This window comes from Streptomyces chumphonensis (genome assembly GCF_014779715.1).
GTDB classification, from domain to species: domain Bacteria; phylum Actinomycetota; class Actinomycetes; order Streptomycetales; family Streptomycetaceae; genus Streptomyces; species Streptomyces chumphonensis.
Map to the genome: position 1 here is coordinate 511,577 of NZ_JACXYU010000001.1, position 19,177 is coordinate 530,753.

The window sequence follows — 19,177 nt, forward strand, 5'->3', positions numbered from 1 at the left end:
TAGATGCGCTCATAGGAGGTGCCTATCGTCATGAGCCGTTTCATGTCTTGGACGGATCACGGTCGGCGCTTCTAGCGTCATCGGCATGGCACCGGCGACGAGGACCGACACCCGTCCCTCCACCGTGACGCTGATCTGGCGCACGACCGTGGGCAAGAAGGCCGTCATGGCCGTGACCGGCGTGGCGATGCTGCTGTATCTGGTCGTGCACATGCTGGGCAACCTCAAGATCTTCTTCGGCCCCGAGGACTTCAACGGGTACGCGCACTGGCTGCGCACCCTCGGCGAACCCTTCCTGCGCTACGAGTGGTTCCTGTGGTTCGCCCGCGCGGGCCTGCTCGCGTCCGTCGTGCTGCACGGGCTGGCGGCGTACCAGCTCACCCGGCTCGACCGGGCCGCCCGCCCGGTCGCCTACGTGCACCGGGACGCCCGCCGCGACTACGCCACCCGCACGATGCGCTGGGGCGGCGTGATCCTCGCGCTGTTCGTCGTCTGGCACATCCTCGACCTCACGACGGGCACCGTGAACCCGCGCGGCGAGGCCGGCAACCCGTACGGGAACGTCGTCGCCACCTTCAGCACCTGGTACGGCAACACCATCTACTGCGTGGCCATGCTCGCCGTCGGGCTGCACGTGCGGCACGGCCTGCTCAGCGCCGGACGCACGCTCGGCGCCGTCGGCCGCCGCTCCCAGCACGCCGTGCGCGTCGCCTCCGAGACGCTCGCCCTCACCCTGACCGCCGGCTTCCTCGCCGTCCCCCTCGCCGTCATGACCGGAGTGGTGAACTGAGATGACGTCCACGCCCGCACCCCCCGACCGGGCCGCCTACCGTGTCGGCACGCCGCTGCGCGACACCGCCGTGCCCGACGGGCCACTCGCCGAACGCTGGGACCGGCGGCGTTTCGAGGCACGGCTGGTGAGCCCGGCCGCCCGGCGGCGGCACACCGTCATCGTCGTCGGCACCGGCCTCGCGGGCAGCGCGGCCGGCGCGACCCTGGCCGAGCAGGGCTACCGCGTCGAGCAGTTCTGCTTCCAGGACTCCCCCCGCCGCGCCCACTCGATCGCCGCGCAGGGCGGCATCAACGCCGCCAAGAACTACCGCAACGACGGCGACTCCGTGCGGCGGCTCTTCCACGACACCGTCAAGGGCGGCGACTTCCGCGCCCGCGAGTCCAACGTCTACCGGCTGGCGCAGGTCTCGGCGGAGATCATCGACCAGTGCGTCGCCCAGGGCGTGCCGTTCGCCCGCGAGTACGGCGGGCTCCTCGACACCCGCTCCTTCGGCGGCGCGCAGGTCTCGCGCACCTTCTACGCCCGGGGGCAGACCGGCCAGCAGCTCCTGCTCGGCGCCTACCAGGCGCTGTCCCGGCAGATCGCGGCCGGCACCGTGACCATGCACCCGCGCACGGAGATGCTGGACCTCGTCGTCATCGACGGCAGGGCGCGCGGCATCATCGCCCGCGACCTCGTGAACGGACGCGTCGACACCTACCTCGCCGACGCCGTCGTCCTCGCCACCGGCGGCTACGGCAACGTCTTCTACCTCTCCACCAACGCCAAGAACTCCAACGCCACCGCCGTCTGGCGCGCCCACCGGCGCGGCGCGCTCTTCGCGAACCCCTGCTTCACCCAGATCCACCCCACCTGCATCCCGCGCTCGGGCGAACACCAGGCGAAGCTGACCCTGATGAGCGAGTCCCTGCGCAACGACGGCCGCATCTGGGTGCCGGTGACGCCGGGCGACACCCGCCCGCCGCACGAGATCCCCGAGTCCGAGCGCGACTACTACCTGGAGCGCCTCTACCCGGCCTTCGGCAACCTCGTCCCGCGCGACATCGCCTCCCGTGCGGCGAAGAACGTGTGCGACGACGGCCGGGGCGTGGGCCCCGGCGGCCAGGGCGTGTACCTGGACTTCGCCGACGCCCTCGCCCGGCTCGGCCGCGCGGCGATCGAGGAACGGTACGGGAACCTCTTCGAGATGTACGAGCGCATCACCGGCGAGAACCCGTACGACGTGCCGATGCGCATCTACCCGGCCATCCACTACACGATGGGCGGTCTGTGGGTGGACTACGACCTCCAGACCACCGTGCCCGGCCTCTTCGCCGTCGGCGAGGCCAACTTCTCCGACCACGGCGCGAACCGGCTCGGGGCCTCCGCGCTCATGCAGGGGCTGGCCGACGGCTACTTCGTCCTGCCGCCCGTGCTCGGCGACTACCTGGCGCGACTGCCGCGCGGCGCGGCGTGGCGGGTGGACGAGGACCACCCGGCGGTCCGGGAGGCCATGTTCGACGTCACCGACCGGCAGTACGCGCTGCTCTCCAACAACGGCGACCGCACCGCCGACTCCTTCCACCGCGAGCTCGGCGCCCTGCTGTGGGACCGGTGCGGGATGGCCCGGGACGCGGACGGGCTGCGGCAGGCCCTGGACCGCATCCCGGCGCTGCGCGAGGAGTTCTGGCACCGGGTGCGGGTACCGGGCAGCGGCACCGAGGTCAACCAGTCGCTGGAGCGGGCCGGACGCATCGCCGACCACCTGGAGCTGGCCGAGCTGATGTGCCTGGACGCCCTGCACCGCGCCGAGTCCTGCGGCGGCCACTTCCGCACCGAGAGCCGCACCGAGGACGGCGAGGCGGCCCGCCGGGACGAGGAGTTCTCCTACGTCGCCGCCTGGGAGTTCGCCGGCCCCGGCCGGCCGCCCGTGCTCCACCGCGAGCAGCTGGCCTTCGACCACGTCCACCCCACCCGACGGAGCTACGCATGAGGCTCACCCTGCGCGTCTGGCGACAGGCCGGTCCGGACGCCCCCGGCCGGATGGCCCGCTACGAGGTCACCGACGTCTCCCCCGACATGTCCTTCCTCGAAGTGCTCGACACCCTCAACGAGGAGCTGACCCTGCGCGGGGAGGAGCCCGTGGCGTTCGACCACGACTGCCGGGAGGGCATCTGCGGTGCCTGCGGCGTGGTCGTGAACGGGCAGGCCCACGGGCCGGAACGCACGACGGCCTGCCAGCTCCACATGCGGCACTTCGCCGACGGCGACACCATCGACGTCGAGCCGTGGCGGGCGGCGGCCTTCCCCGTCGTCAAGGACCTCATGGTCGACCGCTCGGCGCTCGACCGCATCGTCGCCTCCGGCGGCTACGTCACCGCCCCCACCGGCAGCGCCCCCGAGGCGCACGCCATGCCGGTGCCCAAGGAGGACGCCGAGCGGGCCTTCGAGAACGCCGCGTGCATCGGCTGCGGGGCCTGCGTGGCCGCCTGTCCGAACGGCTCGGCCATGCTGTTCACCGCGGCCAAGGCCGAGCACCTCGGCGCGCTCCCGCAGGGGCGGGTGGAGGGGGACCGGCGCGTGCTGGCCATGGTGGAGACGATGGACGACGAGGGCTTCGGCGGCTGCACGAACACCGGCGCGTGCGCGACGGCCTGCCCCAAGGGCATCCCGCTGCCCTCGATCGCCGCGATGAACCGCGGCTTCCTCGCGGCGGCCCGCCGGGCCCGCTGAGCGCCCGGTCACCGGGACGCTTCCGGGGCCCCTCAGGCCTCCCGGCCGCGCCCTCCTCCGACGCCCCCCGCGGGCGCGGGGGCCGGGGCGCCGGAGAGGACGTCCCGGGGCGTGAGCAGCGTGGCCGGGGACCCGGCGGGCGGGTCGAGCGCCGCCGCGACCTTCGGCGGCATGGCGGCGGGGTCGAGCAGCCCCCGGGTGACGGCGGCGGTCAGGGCGTGCCAGTCCCCCGCGCGGCGGAGCATCGCGTGGTCGCTGCCCGCCAGGACGACGCCGCAGGCGCGGGCCCCGGCCGCGCGGGCCCGGGAGGCCAGGCTCCAGGTGCCCCGGGGGTCGGTCATGCGGTCGCTCTCGTCGTGCAGCAGCACCAGGCCGCGTCCCGCGAGGTGGGCGACGGGCTCACCGGCCGGACACCACGGCGCGAGCCCCACGACGCCGCGCACCTGCGGGTGGCCGCCGACCCGCAGCGCCGCCCGGCCGCCCATGGAGTGCCCCACCAGCACCACGGGCACGTCCCCGAGCTCCTCCACGAGGGCCTCCAGCGCCACCGCGGCGTCCCGCGCGGCGTCCGCCCGCTCGCCGTTCCAGCCCCGGTGGCGGTAGCGCACGCGCGCGACGACGGGCCGTTCGGCCGCGCAGGAGCGGGCGACGGCCCGGGCGAAGGGCCGCATGCGCAGACCCGGCAGGTTCCAGCGCGGGGGCGGCTCCAGCGCGTCCGACCGCCCTCCGTGCAGGAGCAGCACGAGGGCGCCGGGGCGCGCCGGGCGTACGAAGGTCGCGTAGCGAGGATGATCCACCGGTGGGCTGCCTAACTGTCCGGGGCGGGCGCGCTGCGCGGTGCAGCGTATCCACCAACGACCACACCGGTGATTCGGTGCCCGGCGCCCCGCGGACGGGTCCGGATCGTGACGGCCCGGACGGACGGGCGGCGGCCCGCGTCGGCGGCGGGCTCAGCGCTCGCGGGGGGTGCGCAGCAGCGCCGCCAGCGTGAGGGAGCCCCAGCCCACCGACACGGCCACGGCGGCCGAGCGCTTGATCCCGCGCGGGAGGGTGGCGCCGAGGAGCGCGGCGTCGCCGAAGTCCGCGGCGACGCGCAGGGCCGTGGCCGTCCGCAGCGTCCGCTCGTCGCGGGCGGTGAGCATGGCCAGGCCGCTCGCGGCGTCCCGCCACACCAGGGGGCGCAGCGAGACCGCCGTGTCCGGCGCCGTCCGCCCCGCCTCGTCCACCAGGCCGGCCGACCGGGCCAGCAGCTGGGGGCGGGCGGTGAGCAGCAGGCCGTACGCGGTCGTGGCGGCCCCGATCAGCCGCAGGAGTTTCGTGTCCACCGTCGCCTTCCCTGTGTCGTGTGTCGCGGGTCGTGGGTCGCGCGGGCCGCGCGCCGGGTCACCCCCGGTCGGCCGGGAGGGACTCCGGCAGGCCGAAGGTGGCGAACAGCCGCGTGTCGAAGAAGGCGGCGACGTGCGAGACGCCGCCCTGCGCGAGCGTGAGGACCTGGAGGTGGAAGGGCTGGAAGGTGCCGTCCTCCGCCCGCATGTAGAGGCCGAAGGCGGGCTGGCCGTTGGCCCCCGCCGGGATCAGCCGCATCTCGCCGGGGCCGCCCGGGCAGCGGGTTCCGATGAGCTCGCCGACGGCGGCCGGCCCCTGGTACCAGCCGGTGAACGGCGGCATCTCCCAGACGACCTCCTGGCTGAGGAGCCGCACGATCTCCGCGACGTCCTTCACCTCGAAGGCGGCGACGTAGCGCTCCAGCAGTTCGCGGCGCTCCCCGTGGCCGGGCTCGGTCACCGTGTCCTCGGCGGGCGCGATCTGCTTGAGCTGGGCGCGGGCACGCTGCAGGGCGCTGTTCACCGACGCCGTCGAGGTCTCCAGCAGCTCGGCGACCTCGGCGGCGCGCCACTTGAGGACGTCCCGCAGCAGCAGGACGGCCCGCTGCCGGGCGGGCAGGTGCTGCAGGGCGGCCACGAACGCCAGCCGGACGCTCTCGCGGGAGGTGACGACGGCCGCCGGGTCGGCGCCGTCGGCACCGACCAGGGCGTCGGGCACGGGTTCCAGCCACGGCACCTCGCCCTGCTCGACCAGTTCGTCCGAGGGGTCGGAACTGGGCGCGCCGAGGCCGGTGGGCAGCGGGCGCCTGCTGCGGCTCTCCAGGGCGTCCAGGCAGGTATTGGTGGCGATCCGGTGCAGCCAGGTGCGCATCGAGGAGCGGCCCTCGAAGCGGTCGTACGCGCGCCAGGCCCGCAGGTAGGTCTCCTGCACGAGGTCCTCGGCGTCGTGCACGGAGCCCAGCATGCGGTAGCAGTGGGCCAGCAGCTCCCGCCGGAAGGGGTCGGCCAGACGGGGGAAGTCCTCGCTGACCCGGGTCTTCGTCGGGTTCTCCGCCATCGTCCCGCCCTCTCCTCGCCCGGAATCCCCGGTCGGTGTCGCGATGCCCGCCATCCTCGCAGAAGGCAGTGACAACGGCCCGCGCTGAAGGGCGGCGGCGGTACGTGCGGCCGCTCCGGGCGCCCGCGTCCGCGAGGGGGGTTCACCGTGCGGAGGCAAGTCGTCGGCACAGTGTGACGTGTCACAGACAAGCAGGCCCGCCTGTGGGAACTTCAACTCCGCTACCCCTCAGTACAGTTGCCGGACCAACGGCTCGCGACGCCCTGCCCACGCCCGGAGAGGACCGCATGAGCACTCTGGAAGGCACGACCTCCGACACCCTTGAGGGCATCGTCGACACCGCGCGGTACCCGCTGTCGGACCTCGCGAGCGCCGCGGGCCGGGAGGTCCTGGCCCGCGCGCGGCGGGACCTGGCCCGCGACGGCTGCACCGTCCTGCCGGACTTCGTCCGCCCCGACCTGCGCGCAGTGCTGCGGCGTGAGGGCGCCGCCATGGCCCCTCGGGCCTACGTCGACGTCGAGACCGTCAACGTCTACAACGTCGACGTCGGCGCCGAACTGCCCGAGGGGCACCCCGGCCGCCGCACGTTCCTGCGGGGCAACGCCTTCGTCGCCCGGGACCGCGTGCCCGGCGACGCCCTCATCAGCCGCCTGTACTCCCACCCCGCCTTCCAGGGGTTCGTGGCCGCCTGCTTCGGGCTGCCCGCCCTGCACGAGCTGGCCGACCCGCTGTCCGGACTCGTCCTCAACGTCGTCGCGCCCGGCATGGAGCACCCCTGGCACTTCGACACCAACGAGTTCACCGTCAGCATGCTGACCCAGGAGCCGCGGGCGGGCGGCGTCTTCGAGTACTGCCCGGGCATCCGGTCCGCCGAGGACGAGTGCTTCGAGGACGTGCGCGCCGTCCTCGACGGCCGGGGCGAGCGGCTCGTCCGCCGACTCCCGCTGCACCCGGGGGACCTCCAGCTCTTCCAGGGGCGCTACGCGCTCCACCGGGTCAGTCCCGTGGGCGGCGACACCGCCCGGCACTCGGCCATCTTCGCCTACAGCGAGCGACCCGGGGTGATCGGCAGCGTCGCCCGCACCCGGCAGCTCTTCGGTCGCGTCCTGCCCGCACACCTGGCGGCCGAGGGCCGCGCCGTCCGGGGCGACCGGCTGCTCGACTGACACCCACCGCACCCTCGGAGGCCGTCCCTGTGCGTTTCGACGCGACCGGCAAAGTCTCGCTCGACCACATCTACACCCAGCCCGACCCGCGCCCCTACTTCACCGCACTCCGCCCGCTCGGCTACACCGTCCCGCAGCACGCCAAGCCCTACTTCGCGAAGCTGGTCCGGGAGTACCGCGACACCCACGGCGTCGCGGTGCCGCAGGTGCTGGACGTCGGCTGCTCGTACGGCATCAACGCCGCGCTGCTGAAGCAGGACACGACGATGGAGGCGCTGTACGAGCACTACGCCCCCGGTGGCGAGGACCGGCGCACCCGCGCCGACCTGCTGGCCGAGGACCGCGCGCGGGCGCGCTCCCGGCACCCGGCCCCGGTCCGGGTCGTCGGGCTGGACACCTCCGCCGAGGCCCTGTCCTACGCGGTGCGGGCCGGTCACCTCGACGACGCCGTCCACGCCGACCTGGAGCGGGAGGAGCCCACGGCCGCGCAGCGGGAGCTCCTCGCGGGCACCGACCTGGTCGTCTCCACCGGCTGCCTCGGCTACGTCACCGAGCGCACCCTGACGCGCGTCGTCCGCGCGCAGGGCGGGCGCCGCCCGTGGATGGCCCACTTCGTGCTGCGGATGTTCCCCTTCGACCCCATCGCGCGGGCCCTGGCCGCGCTCGGCTACCGCACCACCCGCGTCGAGGGCCTCTTCCCGCAGCGGCGCTTCGCCTCCGCGCAGGAGCAGGAGCGCGTGCTGGCCGGCATGGCGGCCGCCGGCGTGGCGCCCGGCGACCTCGAAGCGGACGGCTGGTTCGCCGCACAGCTTTTCCTCTCCCGTCCCGACGAACCGAAACGAGAGCGTCCTTGAAGAGCATCTTCGCCCGCGAGGCCGAACTGCCCCGCGTGCCCCTGCCCACCCTGGAGGAGAGCTGCGAGCGGTTCCTCACCTGGTGCGCGCCGCTGCTGACCGACGAGGGACAGGCCGCCACCGAGGCGGAGGTGGCGGCCTTCCGGGGGCCGGGCGGCCCCGGCCCCGAGCTGCACGCCGCCCTGAGCGCGTACGACGCGAGCGAGGGCGTGCACAGCTGGCTCGACACGTTCTGGCCCTACCGCTACCTCGGCCGCCGGGACCGGATCGCGCTGAACGCCAACTTCTTCTTCCTGTTCGAGGACGCCGAAGCGGCCCAGGTGCCGCGCGCCGCCGGTCTTGTCGCCGCCGCCCTGGACCACAAGCGGCGGCTCGACGAGGACCTCGTGCCGCCCGCGACGCAGCGCGGCGTGCCGCAGTCCATGGTCCAGAGCGCCTACCTGTTCTCCACCACCCGCATCCCCGGCGCCGAGCAGGACACCGTCCGCGCCCCGTGGAGCGAGGCGTGGCCGGGACCGTCCGACGCCCGCCACATCGTCGTGCTGCACCGGGGCCATCTGGTGCGCATGGACGTCCTCGGCCCCGACGGCGTCCCGCACGACCTGGCGGACCTCGAAGCGGGCCTGCGGCACGTGATGCGGACGGCCACCGCCCCCGAGCCCTTCCCCGTCGGCCATCTCACCACGCTGGCGCGCGCCGAGTGGGCGAGCGCGCGGACCTCCCTCCAGGCCCTCGACCCGGGCAACGCCGAGGCACTGGAGGACATCGAGACCGCCCTGTTCTGCCTCTGCCTGGAGGACGTCGCCCCCGACGGGACCAAAGCCGCCTGCGACGAGCTGCTGCACGGCGACCGGGGCAACCGCTGGTTCGACAAGGCCGTGTCCCTGGTGGTGTTCGCCGACGGCCGCGCGGGCATCAACGTCGAGCACTGCGAGCTGGACGGCACGACCGTCCTCGGCTTCGTCGACGCCCTGCTGGAGAGCCCCGCCGAGGAGCGGGCCCGCGCGTCGGGGGCCCGCTCACAGGGCCTGCCCGCCGTGCGTCCGCTCGACTTCACCCTGGACGCGGCGCTGCGCGCCCGCGTCACCGAGGCCGCTGCCTCCTTCGCCGAGCACGGCGCCGCCACGGCCACCGCCACCGTCGCGTTCGACGACTTCGGCAGCGCCGCCGCCAAGGCCCTCGGCGTCTCCCCCGACGCCTTCGTCCAGTGCGCCTACCAGCTCGCGCACCAGCGCGCGAAGGGGCACCTGGGCGCGACGTACGAGTCGATCGCGACCCGCCAGTACCGGTACGGGCGCACCGAGGCGATGCGCGTCGTCACCCCTCAGATGCAGGCGTTCGTGAGCGCGATGGAGGACCCGGGGGCCGACGCGGAGACCCGTCGCGCCGCCTTCCACGCGGCCGCCGCGGCCCACGTGACCCGGGCCCGGCAGTGCCAGACCGGCCAGGCCCCCGAGCAGCACCTGTGGGAGCTGGAGCTGATCCAGCGCCGCCGGGGCGGCCCCCAGCCCGCCCTGTTCCGCTCCCCCGGCTGGCTGACGATGCGCGCCGACCACCTGAGCACCAGCTCCGCCCCCTCCACCCACATCCAGTACTTCGGCTTCGGTTCGACGAGCCCGCAGTGCATCGGCGTGGCGTACGTGCTGCTCCCCGACCGTTTCCACGTCTACCTGAGCACGCCCCGGCCGGTCGCCGCCGCGATGGAGACCTTCGCCGACGCCCTGCGGGAGGCCGTCGCCCAGCTCCGGGCGCTGCTCACCCCGTCCTGACCCCGTCCCCGATCCCCCGTCGCCCCCGGTCGGCCGCTCCACTGCGGGCGGTCGACCGGCCGCTTCCGGGCCGTCACCAGGCCTCGTTCTCCGCCCCGCCCGGCCCCTCGGCCCGTCGGCGCAGCCGCAGCGCGAGGAGCGGGAAGACCAGGACCGACACCATGGCCGCGCCCACCAGCGCCGCCGCCTCGTCCGTCCCGATGCGGTCGTCGTCGAGCCCGATGGTGGTGATGGCGACCACCAGCGGCAGGCACGTCGAAGCGTGCAGCATCAGCGCCCCGCGCTCGGGAACGGTGAGGTCGCGCGGCGCCGCCCAGAGCACCGGAAGGCCGCGCACCACGAGGAAGAGCAGGAGGAACGTCGGCACCAGGAGCAGCGCCCGGCCACCGGACAACAGCGCGTCGAGGTCGAACTCGATGCCGGTGACGACGAAGAACAGCGGCACCAGGAAACCGAAGCCCATCGCCTCCACCTTGCCCAGCACCTCCTCGCTGCTCCCGGGCACGGCGGCCAGGACCAGCCGCGTCAGCAGGCCCGCCGCGAACGCCCCCAGCAGGGCGTCCAGACCGAACGCCGCCGAGAGGGCCAGCATCGAGAACAGCAGCAGCATGACGAAGCGCACCGCGAACTGCCCGCTCGTGTGCAGCGTCCTCGCCACGAGATCCGCGAACCACGGGCGCCGGGGCCGCATCGCCCACAGCACCGCGACCGCCGTGATCACGGCGAAGACCACCAGCAGCGCCGCCGACTCCACCGGCTGACGCCCGCTCAGGAGCAGCGCGATGGCGATGATCGGCCCGAACTCCCCGACCGCCCCGAAGGCGAGGACGACCCTGCCGAACCGGCCGTCCAGCTCCCCCACGTCCCGCAGGATCGGCAGGATCGTTCCCAGCGCGGTGCTGGTCAGCGCGGTACCGAGCACGAAGGACTTGTCGATGTCCGCCCCCGTGAGCAGCAGGGCGATCCCGAGGCCCAGGCCCAGCGCGAGGAGCCAGGCTCCCGCCGAGCGCCGCATCGTGCCGCCCCGCACCTCGTCCAGGCCCAGCTCGTAGCCCGCGAGGAAGATGAGCATGGCCAACCCCAGGTCGGCCAAGGTGTCCAGCACCCGGCTCGAGTGGGCCCAGCCCAGGACGGCCGGGCCGATCAGCACGCCCAGTCCGATCTCGAAGATGACCAGCGGCACGCGGACCCGGCGGCCGAGCCGGTAGGCCAGCAGGGGCGCCAGGACCGCCGCCGCCATGATCAGGATCAGGGTCTCCGGATGCTCCATGCCCGCATTGTCCAGGAATCACCTGATGATGCCGGTAGCTGCCACCGAGCGGCAGACGGGTTTCAGGAGCCGGAGAGGACGACGAGCCGCCGCGTGGCCCGCGTCATGGCGACGTAGCGGTCGACCGCCCCCGCCACACCCGCCCCGAACGCCTCCGGTTCCACGAGGACCACCAGGTCGAACTCCAACCCCTTCGCCAGCTCCGGCGTCAGCGACCGCACCCGGGGCGTCGCCCGGAACGTCGGGTCGCCGATGACGCACGCGGTCCCCTCGACGTGCTCGGCGAGCCAGTCCGCCAGCAGCGGCCCCAACTCCGCCACGTCCCCGTAGACCACCGGCACCCCGCTTCCCCGCACGGACGTGGGCACGTTGGCGTCCGGCGACACCGCCCGGATCACGGGCTCGGCCTCGGCCATGACCTCCTTGGGCGTCCGGTAGTTGACGCTCAGCGACGCCACCTCGATCCGGTCGAACCCGAGCCGCCCCAACCGCTCCCGCCACGACTCCGGGAAGCCCCGCCGCGCCTGCGCCCGGTCCCCCACGACGGTGAAGCTGCGCGACGGACACCGCAGGAGCAGCATCCGCCACTCCGCGTCCGTCAGCTCCTGCGCCTCGTCCACGACGACGTGCGCGAACGGCCCGGCGAGCAGGTCCGGTTCGACGCCGGGCGCTTCGCCGCCGTCGGCCAGCGCGGCGCGCAGGTCCGCGCCGTGCAGCATCGTCACGACGCCCTCGCCGTCGTCGTCGCTCGCCAGCAGCGTGTCGACGACGGCGGACATCCGCGCGCGTTCGGCGGCCCGGGCCGCCGCCTGCCGCCGGTCGCGCCGCGACGCCTCCGGGTCGCCCAGCCGCTGCCGGGCGGCGTCCAGGAACGGCAGGTCGGAGACGGTCCACGCCTGCGCGTCGGCCCGCCGCAACGCCCGGACCTCCGCCGGGTCGAGCCAGGGCGCGCACCGGCGCAGGTAGGCGGGCACCGACCACAGGTCCCCGACGAGGTCGGCCGCCTCGATCAGCGGCCACGCACGGTGGAGGGCCGTCAGCAACTCCCGGCCGCGCCGCAGCGAACGGCGCAGCACCTCGGCCGGGACGTCGTCCGGAACGCCGTCGGCCCGCTCCTCCACCACGACCGCGAGCAGCTCGTCCAGGATCGGCCCGTGCGCCTCGTTGTGCGGCGTCCCCGGCTCCACCGCCGCGAAGGCCCGCGCCCACTCCCCGGGCCCCAGCCGCACGTCACCCAGCTCCGTCGCCACCGTCGTCACCTCGGCGGGCGGCTCCTCGTAGAAGCCGACGGCGGCCTCGACCGCCCCGACCAGGCGGGCCGAGGACTTCAGCCGCGCCACCTCCGGATCGGCCTCGGCGACCGCCGTGGCGCCCTCGGGGACCAGGTGCCGCAGCGTGCACGTCCGCACCCCCTCCTCCCCGAGGCTCGGCAGCACGTCGGCCACGTACCCCAGATACGGCTCGTGCGGGCCGACGAACAGCACTCCGCCCCTGCGGTGGCCCAGACGCGGGTCGGAGTGCAGCAGGTAGGCGGCGCGGTGCAGGGCGACGACCGTCTTGCCCGTGCCCGGGCCCCCGTCGACGACGAGCGCGCCCCGGGAACCGGCCCGGATGACGGCGTCCTGATCCGCCTGGATCGTGCCCAGCACGTCCCGCATCCGCGCCGAGCGGTGCGCGCCCAGGCTCGCGACGAACGCCGACTGGTCGTCCAGCGCGGCGTGCCCGGCCAGCCCCTCCGAGGTGAACACCTCGTCCCAGTAGTCGCTGACCCGTCCCCCCGTCCAGCGGTAGCGGCGGCGGGCGGCCAGCCCCATCGGGTCGGCGTGGGTGGCTCCGAAGAAGGGCTCGGCGGCCGGTGAACGCCAGTCGAGCAGCAACCGGCGTCCCGCGCCGTCGGTGAGCCCGACCCGTCCGACGTACACCGGCTCACCGCCGTCGGCGCCCACCATGCGTCCGAGGCACAGGTCCCGGCCGAAACGGCGCAGCGCACCCAGCCGACCGGTCAGCCGGTGCACCTCCGCGTCCCGGTCCATCGCCTGCCGCCCGGCCCCGCCCGGCGCCCGGCGCGCGACGTCCAGCCGGGCGGACACCTCGGCGACCGACTCCGACAGGCACGCCGCCAGGGCCGCGAAGTGCCGCTCGTCGTCGGCGATCAGTTCCGGGGCGGCCTTGGCCGCGCGGTGATCCGGCAGGTCGAAGGCACTGCTGGTCAAGGTGTTCACGTCATCAGCTCCGCTCGGGGTGTGCGCCCGCGCCGGTCGCGCGCGGCCGGGCCCGGAGGACCGGCGTGGTGCGCCCGGCGCCCCCGCGCCCCCGTGGGCCGCACCACGCCGTCCGGTCCAGGCCGAGGATTCTGCGCCACCGACGGGGCCTTGCCGCAAGCCCCCCGGTGCGCTATACGTTGAGAGTGGCAAGGAGCGTGCGACCTCCTTGCCTTTCGTCTTTCTCCCCGCACTCCAGTCGCCACCCCAGCCACCACCCCGGTCACCGCCCGGTCCCCACTTCGCGTCACCGCGACGTGACACCATGGCCAATACGCCTGTGTCCTGGTGCAGTTGACCCTGGACCGTACGAGAGGGGAATCCGGTGAGCAATCCCAACAAGGGGCTGGGCAAGGTCGAGGTGGCGCTCAAGTGGGATCCGAGCGCCGCCGACGCCCCCGACCACGACCTCGACATCATCGCCGCCGTCTACGGCACGGACGACCTCCACGGGACGCCCGCCTACCTGGCGCACTTCGACAGCCGCTCCCCCGACGGCACCATCACCCTCGGCAGGGACAGCCGCAACGGCCGCGGCTTCGGCGTCGACGAGTCGATGACCCTGGAGCTGGACCGCCTCTCCTCCCGGTACGGACGCGTGGTCGTCGGCGTCGCCATCCAGCAGGGCGGCGGCCGGGTGACGTTCGCCGACATCGCCCGCCCCCGGTGCACCGTCAGCGAGGGCTACACCGAACTGCAGAACCACGACTTCACCGACGTCCCCGACGCGACCGCCGCGACGCTGGTGGAGTTCGTCCGCGACTCCGGCGGCCCCTGGACGCGGCGCGAGGCCGTGCGCGGCTTCGACACCGACCCCCAGTCCTTCACCCGACTCATGGGCACCCAACCCACCTGACGGCAACGGGGAGGGCACCCTCTCTCTCGCCCACCGTCAGCCCGGATGCTGCCGGAAGCGGCCGTCGGCCGTGCCTTCCGACAAGGAACGACACGGCCGACGGACGGGAGCGGACCACTCAGGCCACACGACGGCGAACCGACATCAGCGGCACGTCGTCCGTCTCCGCCGCACCACAACCTTCCGCCGCAGTAACGAACGTGAGGCGGGAGGCGCACCGTCAACACCTCCGATCCCGATCAGGGTGCTTCGGCTCCGCTCGTAGCGGCACGCCGCCGCTGAACGCTGAGTGGTGCTGCCCGGTGATGTGTTGCCGTCCGGCGAGCACCACCGAGCCTCGGGTGCGAGGCCGTCAGGCGAACAGCGGTGTCGGCCGCTCGCTGTCGTGGATCAGGTCGATGCTCCCGAAGCGGGCCTCGTCGTGGTCCGGGCCGAGGGCGGCGACCGCCTTGCGGACACCTTCCTCGGGAAAGGGCCTGACCGATGGACGTGCCCGACCGGGCAGGTTGCCTCAGGGAGGAGAGACGGCCCGGTCGGCTACGCGGCGGAAGCGAGATCGCTCGTAGAATTCCGCCGGTGGGCCGTGCCGCAGCCGGCACACGTCAAGCACGCTCCACTCACGGGAACCGGGCCCAGAACACGGACGGAGCACTCTCATGGCACACGCGCACGTGGTCGAAGCGCTCAGCGCGGAGGATTTTCTGCGGAACCACCTGGAGCCCGGCCGGCCGGTCGTGGTGAGGAGAGCTCTGAACGACTGGAGGGTTCCCCCTCCCTGGGACCTACAGGATCTCAAGGAGCGCTTCCGCGACGCCGAGGTCTCACTTTTCGACACGCTCTTCACCCTCGAGGAAGTGGCCACCTTCGGCGACTACGTCGACGAGCACACCGGTCAGGGGGACGCCGGGATACCGCCCTATCTGCGCTGGTTCACCCAGCAGAGCCATGATCAGATGATCGTCGCCGATGACGCGTTCGCGGAACTCGCGGACGACTGGTCGATGCCGTCCTGGCTGCCCGAGGGGGACTATCTGCTCCCGCCGGCCGCCGGGCCCGTGAACGCCTCCCGTGACCGCTTCCCAGCGCGGGGCATGTTCGTCTGCGGCCAGGGCGGGCGGACGCGCCTGCACGTCGACCCCTGGGCCAGCGACGCGTGCCTGTGTCAGGTGACCGGCAGGAAGCGCTTCATCATGTACGGCCCGGAGACCGGCGAGTTCCTGACGGACTCGGAGGGCGGCACCGTGGATCTCGACCACCCCGACGAGAGCAGGTTCCCCCGCTGGAAACAGGCGGTGCCCACGCTCGACGAGGTCCTCTCGCCGGGAGACGCCGTCTTCATCCCCCAGGGCTGGTATCACACGGCCATCGCGCTCGATGACAGCGTCTCCCTCACCTGGAACTTCACCCATCGGGTGCACGAGGAGCGGTTCGAGACCTTTCTCCGGTCCGGCGGCGGTGAGGACCCCGTCATCCGCTTTTTCCTTGAGGACGTTGACCAGGGGTAGGGGTGCGAAGCCGACCCCCACGGCCACGCTGCCTGGATGATGCGTGCGCTCGCACACCAGTCGCTGAGCCTCAAGCAGTCCCACCACTGCGTCGACCTCGTCGAAGGCGCTCTACACACAGGTCTCGGCCACGTCGACGGCCAGACCGAGGCCCTCCTCCACATCACCCACGCCCGCGCCTACGCCGCCGTGGACGAGAACCCGTCGGCCGCAGAAGCCCTCCTCGCTGCCGAAGACGCCCCCTACGAGACGACGGCACCCAGCCCAGCTACTCACGCGTCGGCGGCCCCACTGCCGGCACCGTGGCCAGCCGCACCGCCCGCACGCTGACGGACCTCGCGGACCACATCGGCACCGAACGGCAGCACCGGGACGCCCTCACCCGCTGGGAGCCCCGAGAAGTACAGGCGTCCACGCCTTCACCCACGCCGCCCTCGGGGACAGCCTCGCCGCCCAGGCCCGTGCCGACGAAGCCGTCGCCGCCTGGACCCAGGCCCTGGTCCTCATGGAGGGCATGACCTCCGACCGGACCCGGAAGGCGATCACCTCGATCCGCTCCACCCTTGCGATCTACCAGCACGGCCGCGTTCCCGGCGCCGCCGATCTCGCCCGTCGCGCCCGCGAGGCCCTCGCCTAACATGCCCAACAACCCGCCCGACGAAGGGAACAACGTGACCCAGCAGACCGACGACCAGCCGAAGGCCCTCGGGCCGGCGCTCGAATCGATGACCCTGCTGGTCGCCGCCGTCATCGTCCACGACAAGGCCACCAACCGCATCGTCCTCCTCCAGCGCAGTGAAAACGCCAAGTTCGCCCAAGGCATGTGGGACCTCCCCGTCGGCAAGAGCGAACCGGGCGAGCCCATCACCGAAACGGCAGTCCGCGAACTCCACGAGGAGGCGGGCCTCACCGTGAAGCCCGAGTCCCTCAAGGTCGCCCACATCATCCACCGCGCCTGGGGCGTCGAAGCCCCCAACGGCTTCCTCACGGTCGTCTTCGCCGCCCACGAATGGTCCGGCGAACCCGAGAACCGCGAACCCCGCAAGCACGCCCAAGTCCGCTGGGTCGACGCCGACGCCATTCCCGAAGCCTTCGTCGACACCACCGCCAGCGCCCTCCACCGATATCTCACCGGAGGTCCGGACGTCTCCCTCGACGGCTGGCGATAGAGGCGCCAGCTGCGGCCCCACCGGTTGCTCGGGCAGACCCTTCACCACTCGAAATCGGCAACCGAGATCGACCGCATGATGACCGAACCAGTCGCCAGGGGCATCCCCACCCCGTGGCCGACACCACCGCCCCCATGCGAGAGCCCAAGGGGCATTGCGAGCAATTCGCCCAATGTCGCATCTCATTCATCATGTCGTAGTCGTTGCGTTTCCCTGGGGGACTGCCCTTGAATGTGGATGGCCAGGGGCTGGATGAGCAGCTTCGCCCCGCCCATCCTCGGCAGCGACGACCAGTCATGGGATCGGCCGCACCGATGGGTTGCGACGGTGAGCCGCTCCCGAGTCAGCTTGCGAACAAGGACTGGTGGGGGCTCGCGCAGCTCGGAAGGCGTTTGCCATGTAACGGCGGCGGCCCCCTGCTCGCGCTTCCCCCGCAGGCGACGACGCCAGGCTCGCAACTCCGCATATCAGGGCGGCACTCCGACCGGACAAAGGGCGACGGTCGCGATGGAACATGCCGCAAAGATCGTCCAGGCGCTCCAACCCCTTCCCGAGGCCACGAGCGGTTAACGACAACGCCCATGCGGCGGGACAGTCAGTCCCAGCCAGTGATCACATCGGAGACCCCCAAGTGTCCGCACACAGTCCGCAGGACACCCGATCAGGACCATCGGCCCCATCGCCAGCCATCAGAAAAAGGCCGGTTCAGCGCCCCCGGAGGGAAAATTCCCGCGGGTCACCGACCTGGCCGACCACTAGGGGGTGTCTGACAATTCCGGTCTGATCAGCGAGATTCGGCTGAGCTGGCAATCCGGAGGTACGCCGATCGGCTGGGGGGACTGGGCAGTGGCTACGAACGGCGGGCCAGTAGATGGGCGTCGAGGAAGCCCCGATCAGAGGCTGGATCGTGGAGCAGCCGGGCGAAGGGATCGAGCCCAGCATCGCCCAGCAGTTCGGCGAGGCGATCCACCGGCCAGCTGTAGGCGGGCGCCACCTTGTGGTCGAACCGGACCGGTTCTTGTCCGTCAGTCCCGAAGAAGGAGACCAGGATCAGACCGTCCCGTGCCAGGACGCGTACCTGTTCGGCGAGCAGCTCCGGTAGTTCTCCCGGAGGGGTGTGAATCATTGAGTAGTGGGCCAGTACGCCGCCGAGCGCGGCGTCCTCGATCGGCAGGGACTCCATCCGCGCCTCTTGGAAGCGGAGCGCCGGATGGGCCTGCCGGGCGTGGTCGACCATGCCGGGGGCAAGGTCGAGTCCGAAGGCGTCCAGGCCGAGTTCGTGGAGCATGGCTGTCAGATGTCCGGGCCCGCACCCGACGTCCGCTGTCCGCAGCTTGCCCGTCGCGCGCACCAGTTCGGCGAAGGTGCCGATCATGGCCCGGGAGAAAGGCTGTGTCTCCAGCCGGTTCGCGAACAGCGATGCGTACAGCTCGACGACACCGTCGTAGGCCGTCCTGGTCTCGTCCTGATGATTCGCCACGGGCAGGACCCTATAGCCGGTCTGATAATTGATCTTGTGGCAGGTCGAGGTGAGTTGACGGATGCGGCATGGAGGCGGATAGAGCCCCTTCTGCCTCAGGTGGACGGACGGGGCCGTCCGTGGCGTGATCACCGGCAGGTGGTCAACGGGGTGCTGTGGCGGCTGCGGACCGGCGCTCCGTGGCGGGATCTTCCCGACCGGGTCGGGCCGTGGCAGACCGCCTACGAGCGGTTCGCCCGCTGGGAGGCGGACGGCACCTGGGCACGGTTGCTGAAGCACGTTCAGGTCCGCGATGACGCGGTGGTCCGGGTGGAATGGACCGTCTCCGTCGACTCCACCAGCACGCAGTCGGCGCCCGCAAAAGGGGGATGCGAACGGCGACGAACTGGAAGATCCGGGGCGCTCGCAGGCGCGCCAGGCCCTCGGACGCTCCCGAGGCGGACTGACCACCAAAGTCCATCTCGCCGTCGATGGCCGGGGCCTGCCCCTGTCGATTGTGCTCACGCCCGGCAACGTCAACGACGCGACGGCGTTCGGCCAGGTCCTCGACGGCATCCGCACCCCGCGCCTCGGCACGGGCCGCCCGCGCACGACACCGGACCGCGTGCTGGGTGACAAGGCGTATTCCAGCAGGGCCATCCGCCATCTGCTGAGGCGCCGGGGCATCGCTGCCACGATCCCCGAGCGCCGCGACCAGGCGGCGAACCGGCACCGACGCGGAGCCCTCGGCGGCCGACCGCCGGCCTTCGACAAGGTCACCTACCGCGACCGCAACGTCGTCGAACGATGCTTCGCCCGCCTCAAGCAGTTCCGCGCGATCGCGACCCGGTTCGACAAGCTCGGCGACCGCTACCGTGCCGGAGTTGTCCTGGCTTCCTTGATCCGCTGGCTCCGCGAGTCCACGGATCATTCGTCAGACAGGCCCTAGGAGACGAAAGAAGGATGCCGCCGCGCGAGAAG

At 72.8% G+C, this 19,177-nt stretch carries 15 protein-coding genes and 2 pseudogenes; 11 read left to right on the plus strand and 6 right to left on the minus strand.

What is annotated here, in order from left to right; all coding sequences use genetic code 11:
- Positions 1–85: 85 nt before the first annotated feature.
- Genes IF129_RS02115 through IF129_RS02125 form a run of 3 tightly spaced genes read left to right on the plus strand, consistent with a single transcriptional unit; the run spans position 86 to position 3,505 of the window.
- Positions 86–790: a succinate dehydrogenase cytochrome b subunit gene (locus IF129_RS02115; protein WP_191207656.1), complete on the plus strand. Its 705-nt coding sequence runs from the start codon at positions 86–88 to the stop codon at positions 788–790.
- A 1-nt stretch (position 791) separates the two neighbouring features.
- Positions 792–2,765 carry a fumarate reductase/succinate dehydrogenase flavoprotein subunit gene (locus IF129_RS02120; protein WP_191207657.1) on the plus strand — a complete coding sequence of 658 codons (1,974 nt, stop codon included), beginning with the start codon at positions 792–794 and terminating at the stop codon, positions 2,763–2,765.
- Positions 2,762–3,505 carry a succinate dehydrogenase/fumarate reductase iron-sulfur subunit gene (locus tag IF129_RS02125; RefSeq protein WP_191207658.1) on the plus strand — a complete coding sequence of 248 codons (744 nt, stop codon included), beginning with the start codon at positions 2,762–2,764 and terminating at the stop codon, positions 3,503–3,505. The genes IF129_RS02120 and IF129_RS02125 overlap by 4 nt, the downstream gene beginning before the upstream one ends.
- Positions 3,506–3,537: 32 nt before the next feature.
- On the opposite strand, the gene IF129_RS02130 is transcribed toward IF129_RS02125, so the two are convergent.
- From IF129_RS02130 to IF129_RS02140, 3 genes are all read right to left on the minus strand, one after another.
- Entirely contained in the window at positions 3,538–4,302 is a 765-nt protein-coding gene (locus IF129_RS02130) for an alpha/beta fold hydrolase (RefSeq protein ID WP_191207659.1), read from the minus strand.
- A gap of 153 nt (positions 4,303–4,455) precedes the next feature.
- Entirely contained in the window at positions 4,456–4,830 is a 375-nt protein-coding gene (locus IF129_RS02135) for a hypothetical protein (RefSeq protein WP_191207660.1), read from the minus strand.
- Positions 4,831–4,888: 58 nt separating this feature from the next.
- Complete coding sequence (locus IF129_RS02140; RefSeq protein ID WP_224754204.1) at positions 4,889–5,887, minus strand: sigma-70 family RNA polymerase sigma factor; 999 nt, start codon at positions 5,885–5,887, stop codon at positions 4,889–4,891.
- Between the two features lie 287 nt (positions 5,888–6,174).
- Between IF129_RS02140 and IF129_RS02145 the strand changes: the two genes are divergently transcribed.
- Genes IF129_RS02145 through IF129_RS02155 form a run of 3 tightly spaced genes read left to right on the plus strand, consistent with a single transcriptional unit; the run spans position 6,175 to position 9,676 of the window.
- Positions 6,175–7,053 (plus strand): HalD/BesD family halogenase, encoded by an 879-nt coding sequence (locus IF129_RS02145; RefSeq protein WP_191207662.1) that lies wholly within the window; start codon positions 6,175–6,177, stop codon positions 7,051–7,053.
- Between the two features lie 29 nt (positions 7,054–7,082).
- Positions 7,083–7,907, plus strand: coding sequence for a class I SAM-dependent methyltransferase (locus IF129_RS02150; protein ID WP_191207663.1), 825 nt, complete (start codon positions 7,083–7,085; stop codon positions 7,905–7,907).
- Positions 7,904–9,676, plus strand: a complete 1,773-nt coding sequence (locus tag IF129_RS02155; RefSeq protein WP_224754205.1) for a choline/carnitine O-acyltransferase — start codon at positions 7,904–7,906, stop codon at positions 9,674–9,676. The genes IF129_RS02150 and IF129_RS02155 overlap by 4 nt, the downstream gene beginning before the upstream one ends.
- A 73-nt stretch (positions 9,677–9,749) precedes the next feature.
- Here IF129_RS02155 and IF129_RS02160 read toward each other — a convergent pair whose 3' ends face one another.
- Together IF129_RS02160 and helR are read right to left on the minus strand one after the other, a co-directional pair.
- Positions 9,750–10,946, minus strand: coding sequence for a cation:proton antiporter (locus IF129_RS02160; RefSeq protein ID WP_191207664.1), 1,197 nt, complete (start codon positions 10,944–10,946; stop codon positions 9,750–9,752).
- Between the two features lie 62 nt (positions 10,947–11,008).
- Positions 11,009–13,168 (minus strand): RNA polymerase recycling motor ATPase HelR, encoded by a 2,160-nt coding sequence (helR, locus tag IF129_RS02165; protein WP_191207665.1) that lies wholly within the window; start codon positions 13,166–13,168, stop codon positions 11,009–11,011.
- A 364-nt stretch (positions 13,169–13,532) separates the two neighbouring features.
- Here helR and IF129_RS02170 point away from each other — a divergent pair, with 364 nt between their 5' ends.
- From IF129_RS02170 to IF129_RS02185, 4 genes and pseudogenes are all read left to right on the plus strand, one after another.
- Positions 13,533–14,063 carry a TerD family protein gene (locus IF129_RS02170; RefSeq protein WP_191207666.1) on the plus strand — a complete coding sequence of 177 codons (531 nt, stop codon included), beginning with the start codon at positions 13,533–13,535 and terminating at the stop codon, positions 14,061–14,063.
- Between the two features lie 671 nt (positions 14,064–14,734).
- A complete protein-coding gene (locus IF129_RS02175; RefSeq protein WP_191207667.1) occupies positions 14,735–15,568 on the plus strand; it encodes a cupin-like domain-containing protein in 834 nt (277 codons plus the stop codon).
- Between the two features lie 3 nt (positions 15,569–15,571).
- Positions 15,572–16,205: pseudogene (locus tag IF129_RS02180) on the plus strand (tetratricopeptide repeat protein); the annotation flags it as partial.
- A 1-nt stretch (position 16,206) separates the two neighbouring features.
- Positions 16,207–16,737 (plus strand): NUDIX domain-containing protein, encoded by a 531-nt coding sequence (locus tag IF129_RS02185; RefSeq protein ID WP_191207668.1) that lies wholly within the window; start codon positions 16,207–16,209, stop codon positions 16,735–16,737.
- 850 nt (positions 16,738–17,587) lie between these two features.
- Here IF129_RS02185 and IF129_RS02190 read toward each other — a convergent pair.
- Positions 17,588–18,217, minus strand: coding sequence for a class I SAM-dependent methyltransferase (locus tag IF129_RS02190; protein WP_191207669.1), 630 nt, complete (start codon positions 18,215–18,217; stop codon positions 17,588–17,590).
- Positions 18,218–18,253: 36 nt separating this feature from the next.
- Between IF129_RS02190 and IF129_RS02195 the strand changes: the two are divergent.
- Positions 18,254–19,145: pseudogene (locus IF129_RS02195) on the plus strand (IS5 family transposase).
- The last annotated feature ends 32 nt before the right edge of the window (positions 19,146–19,177 follow it).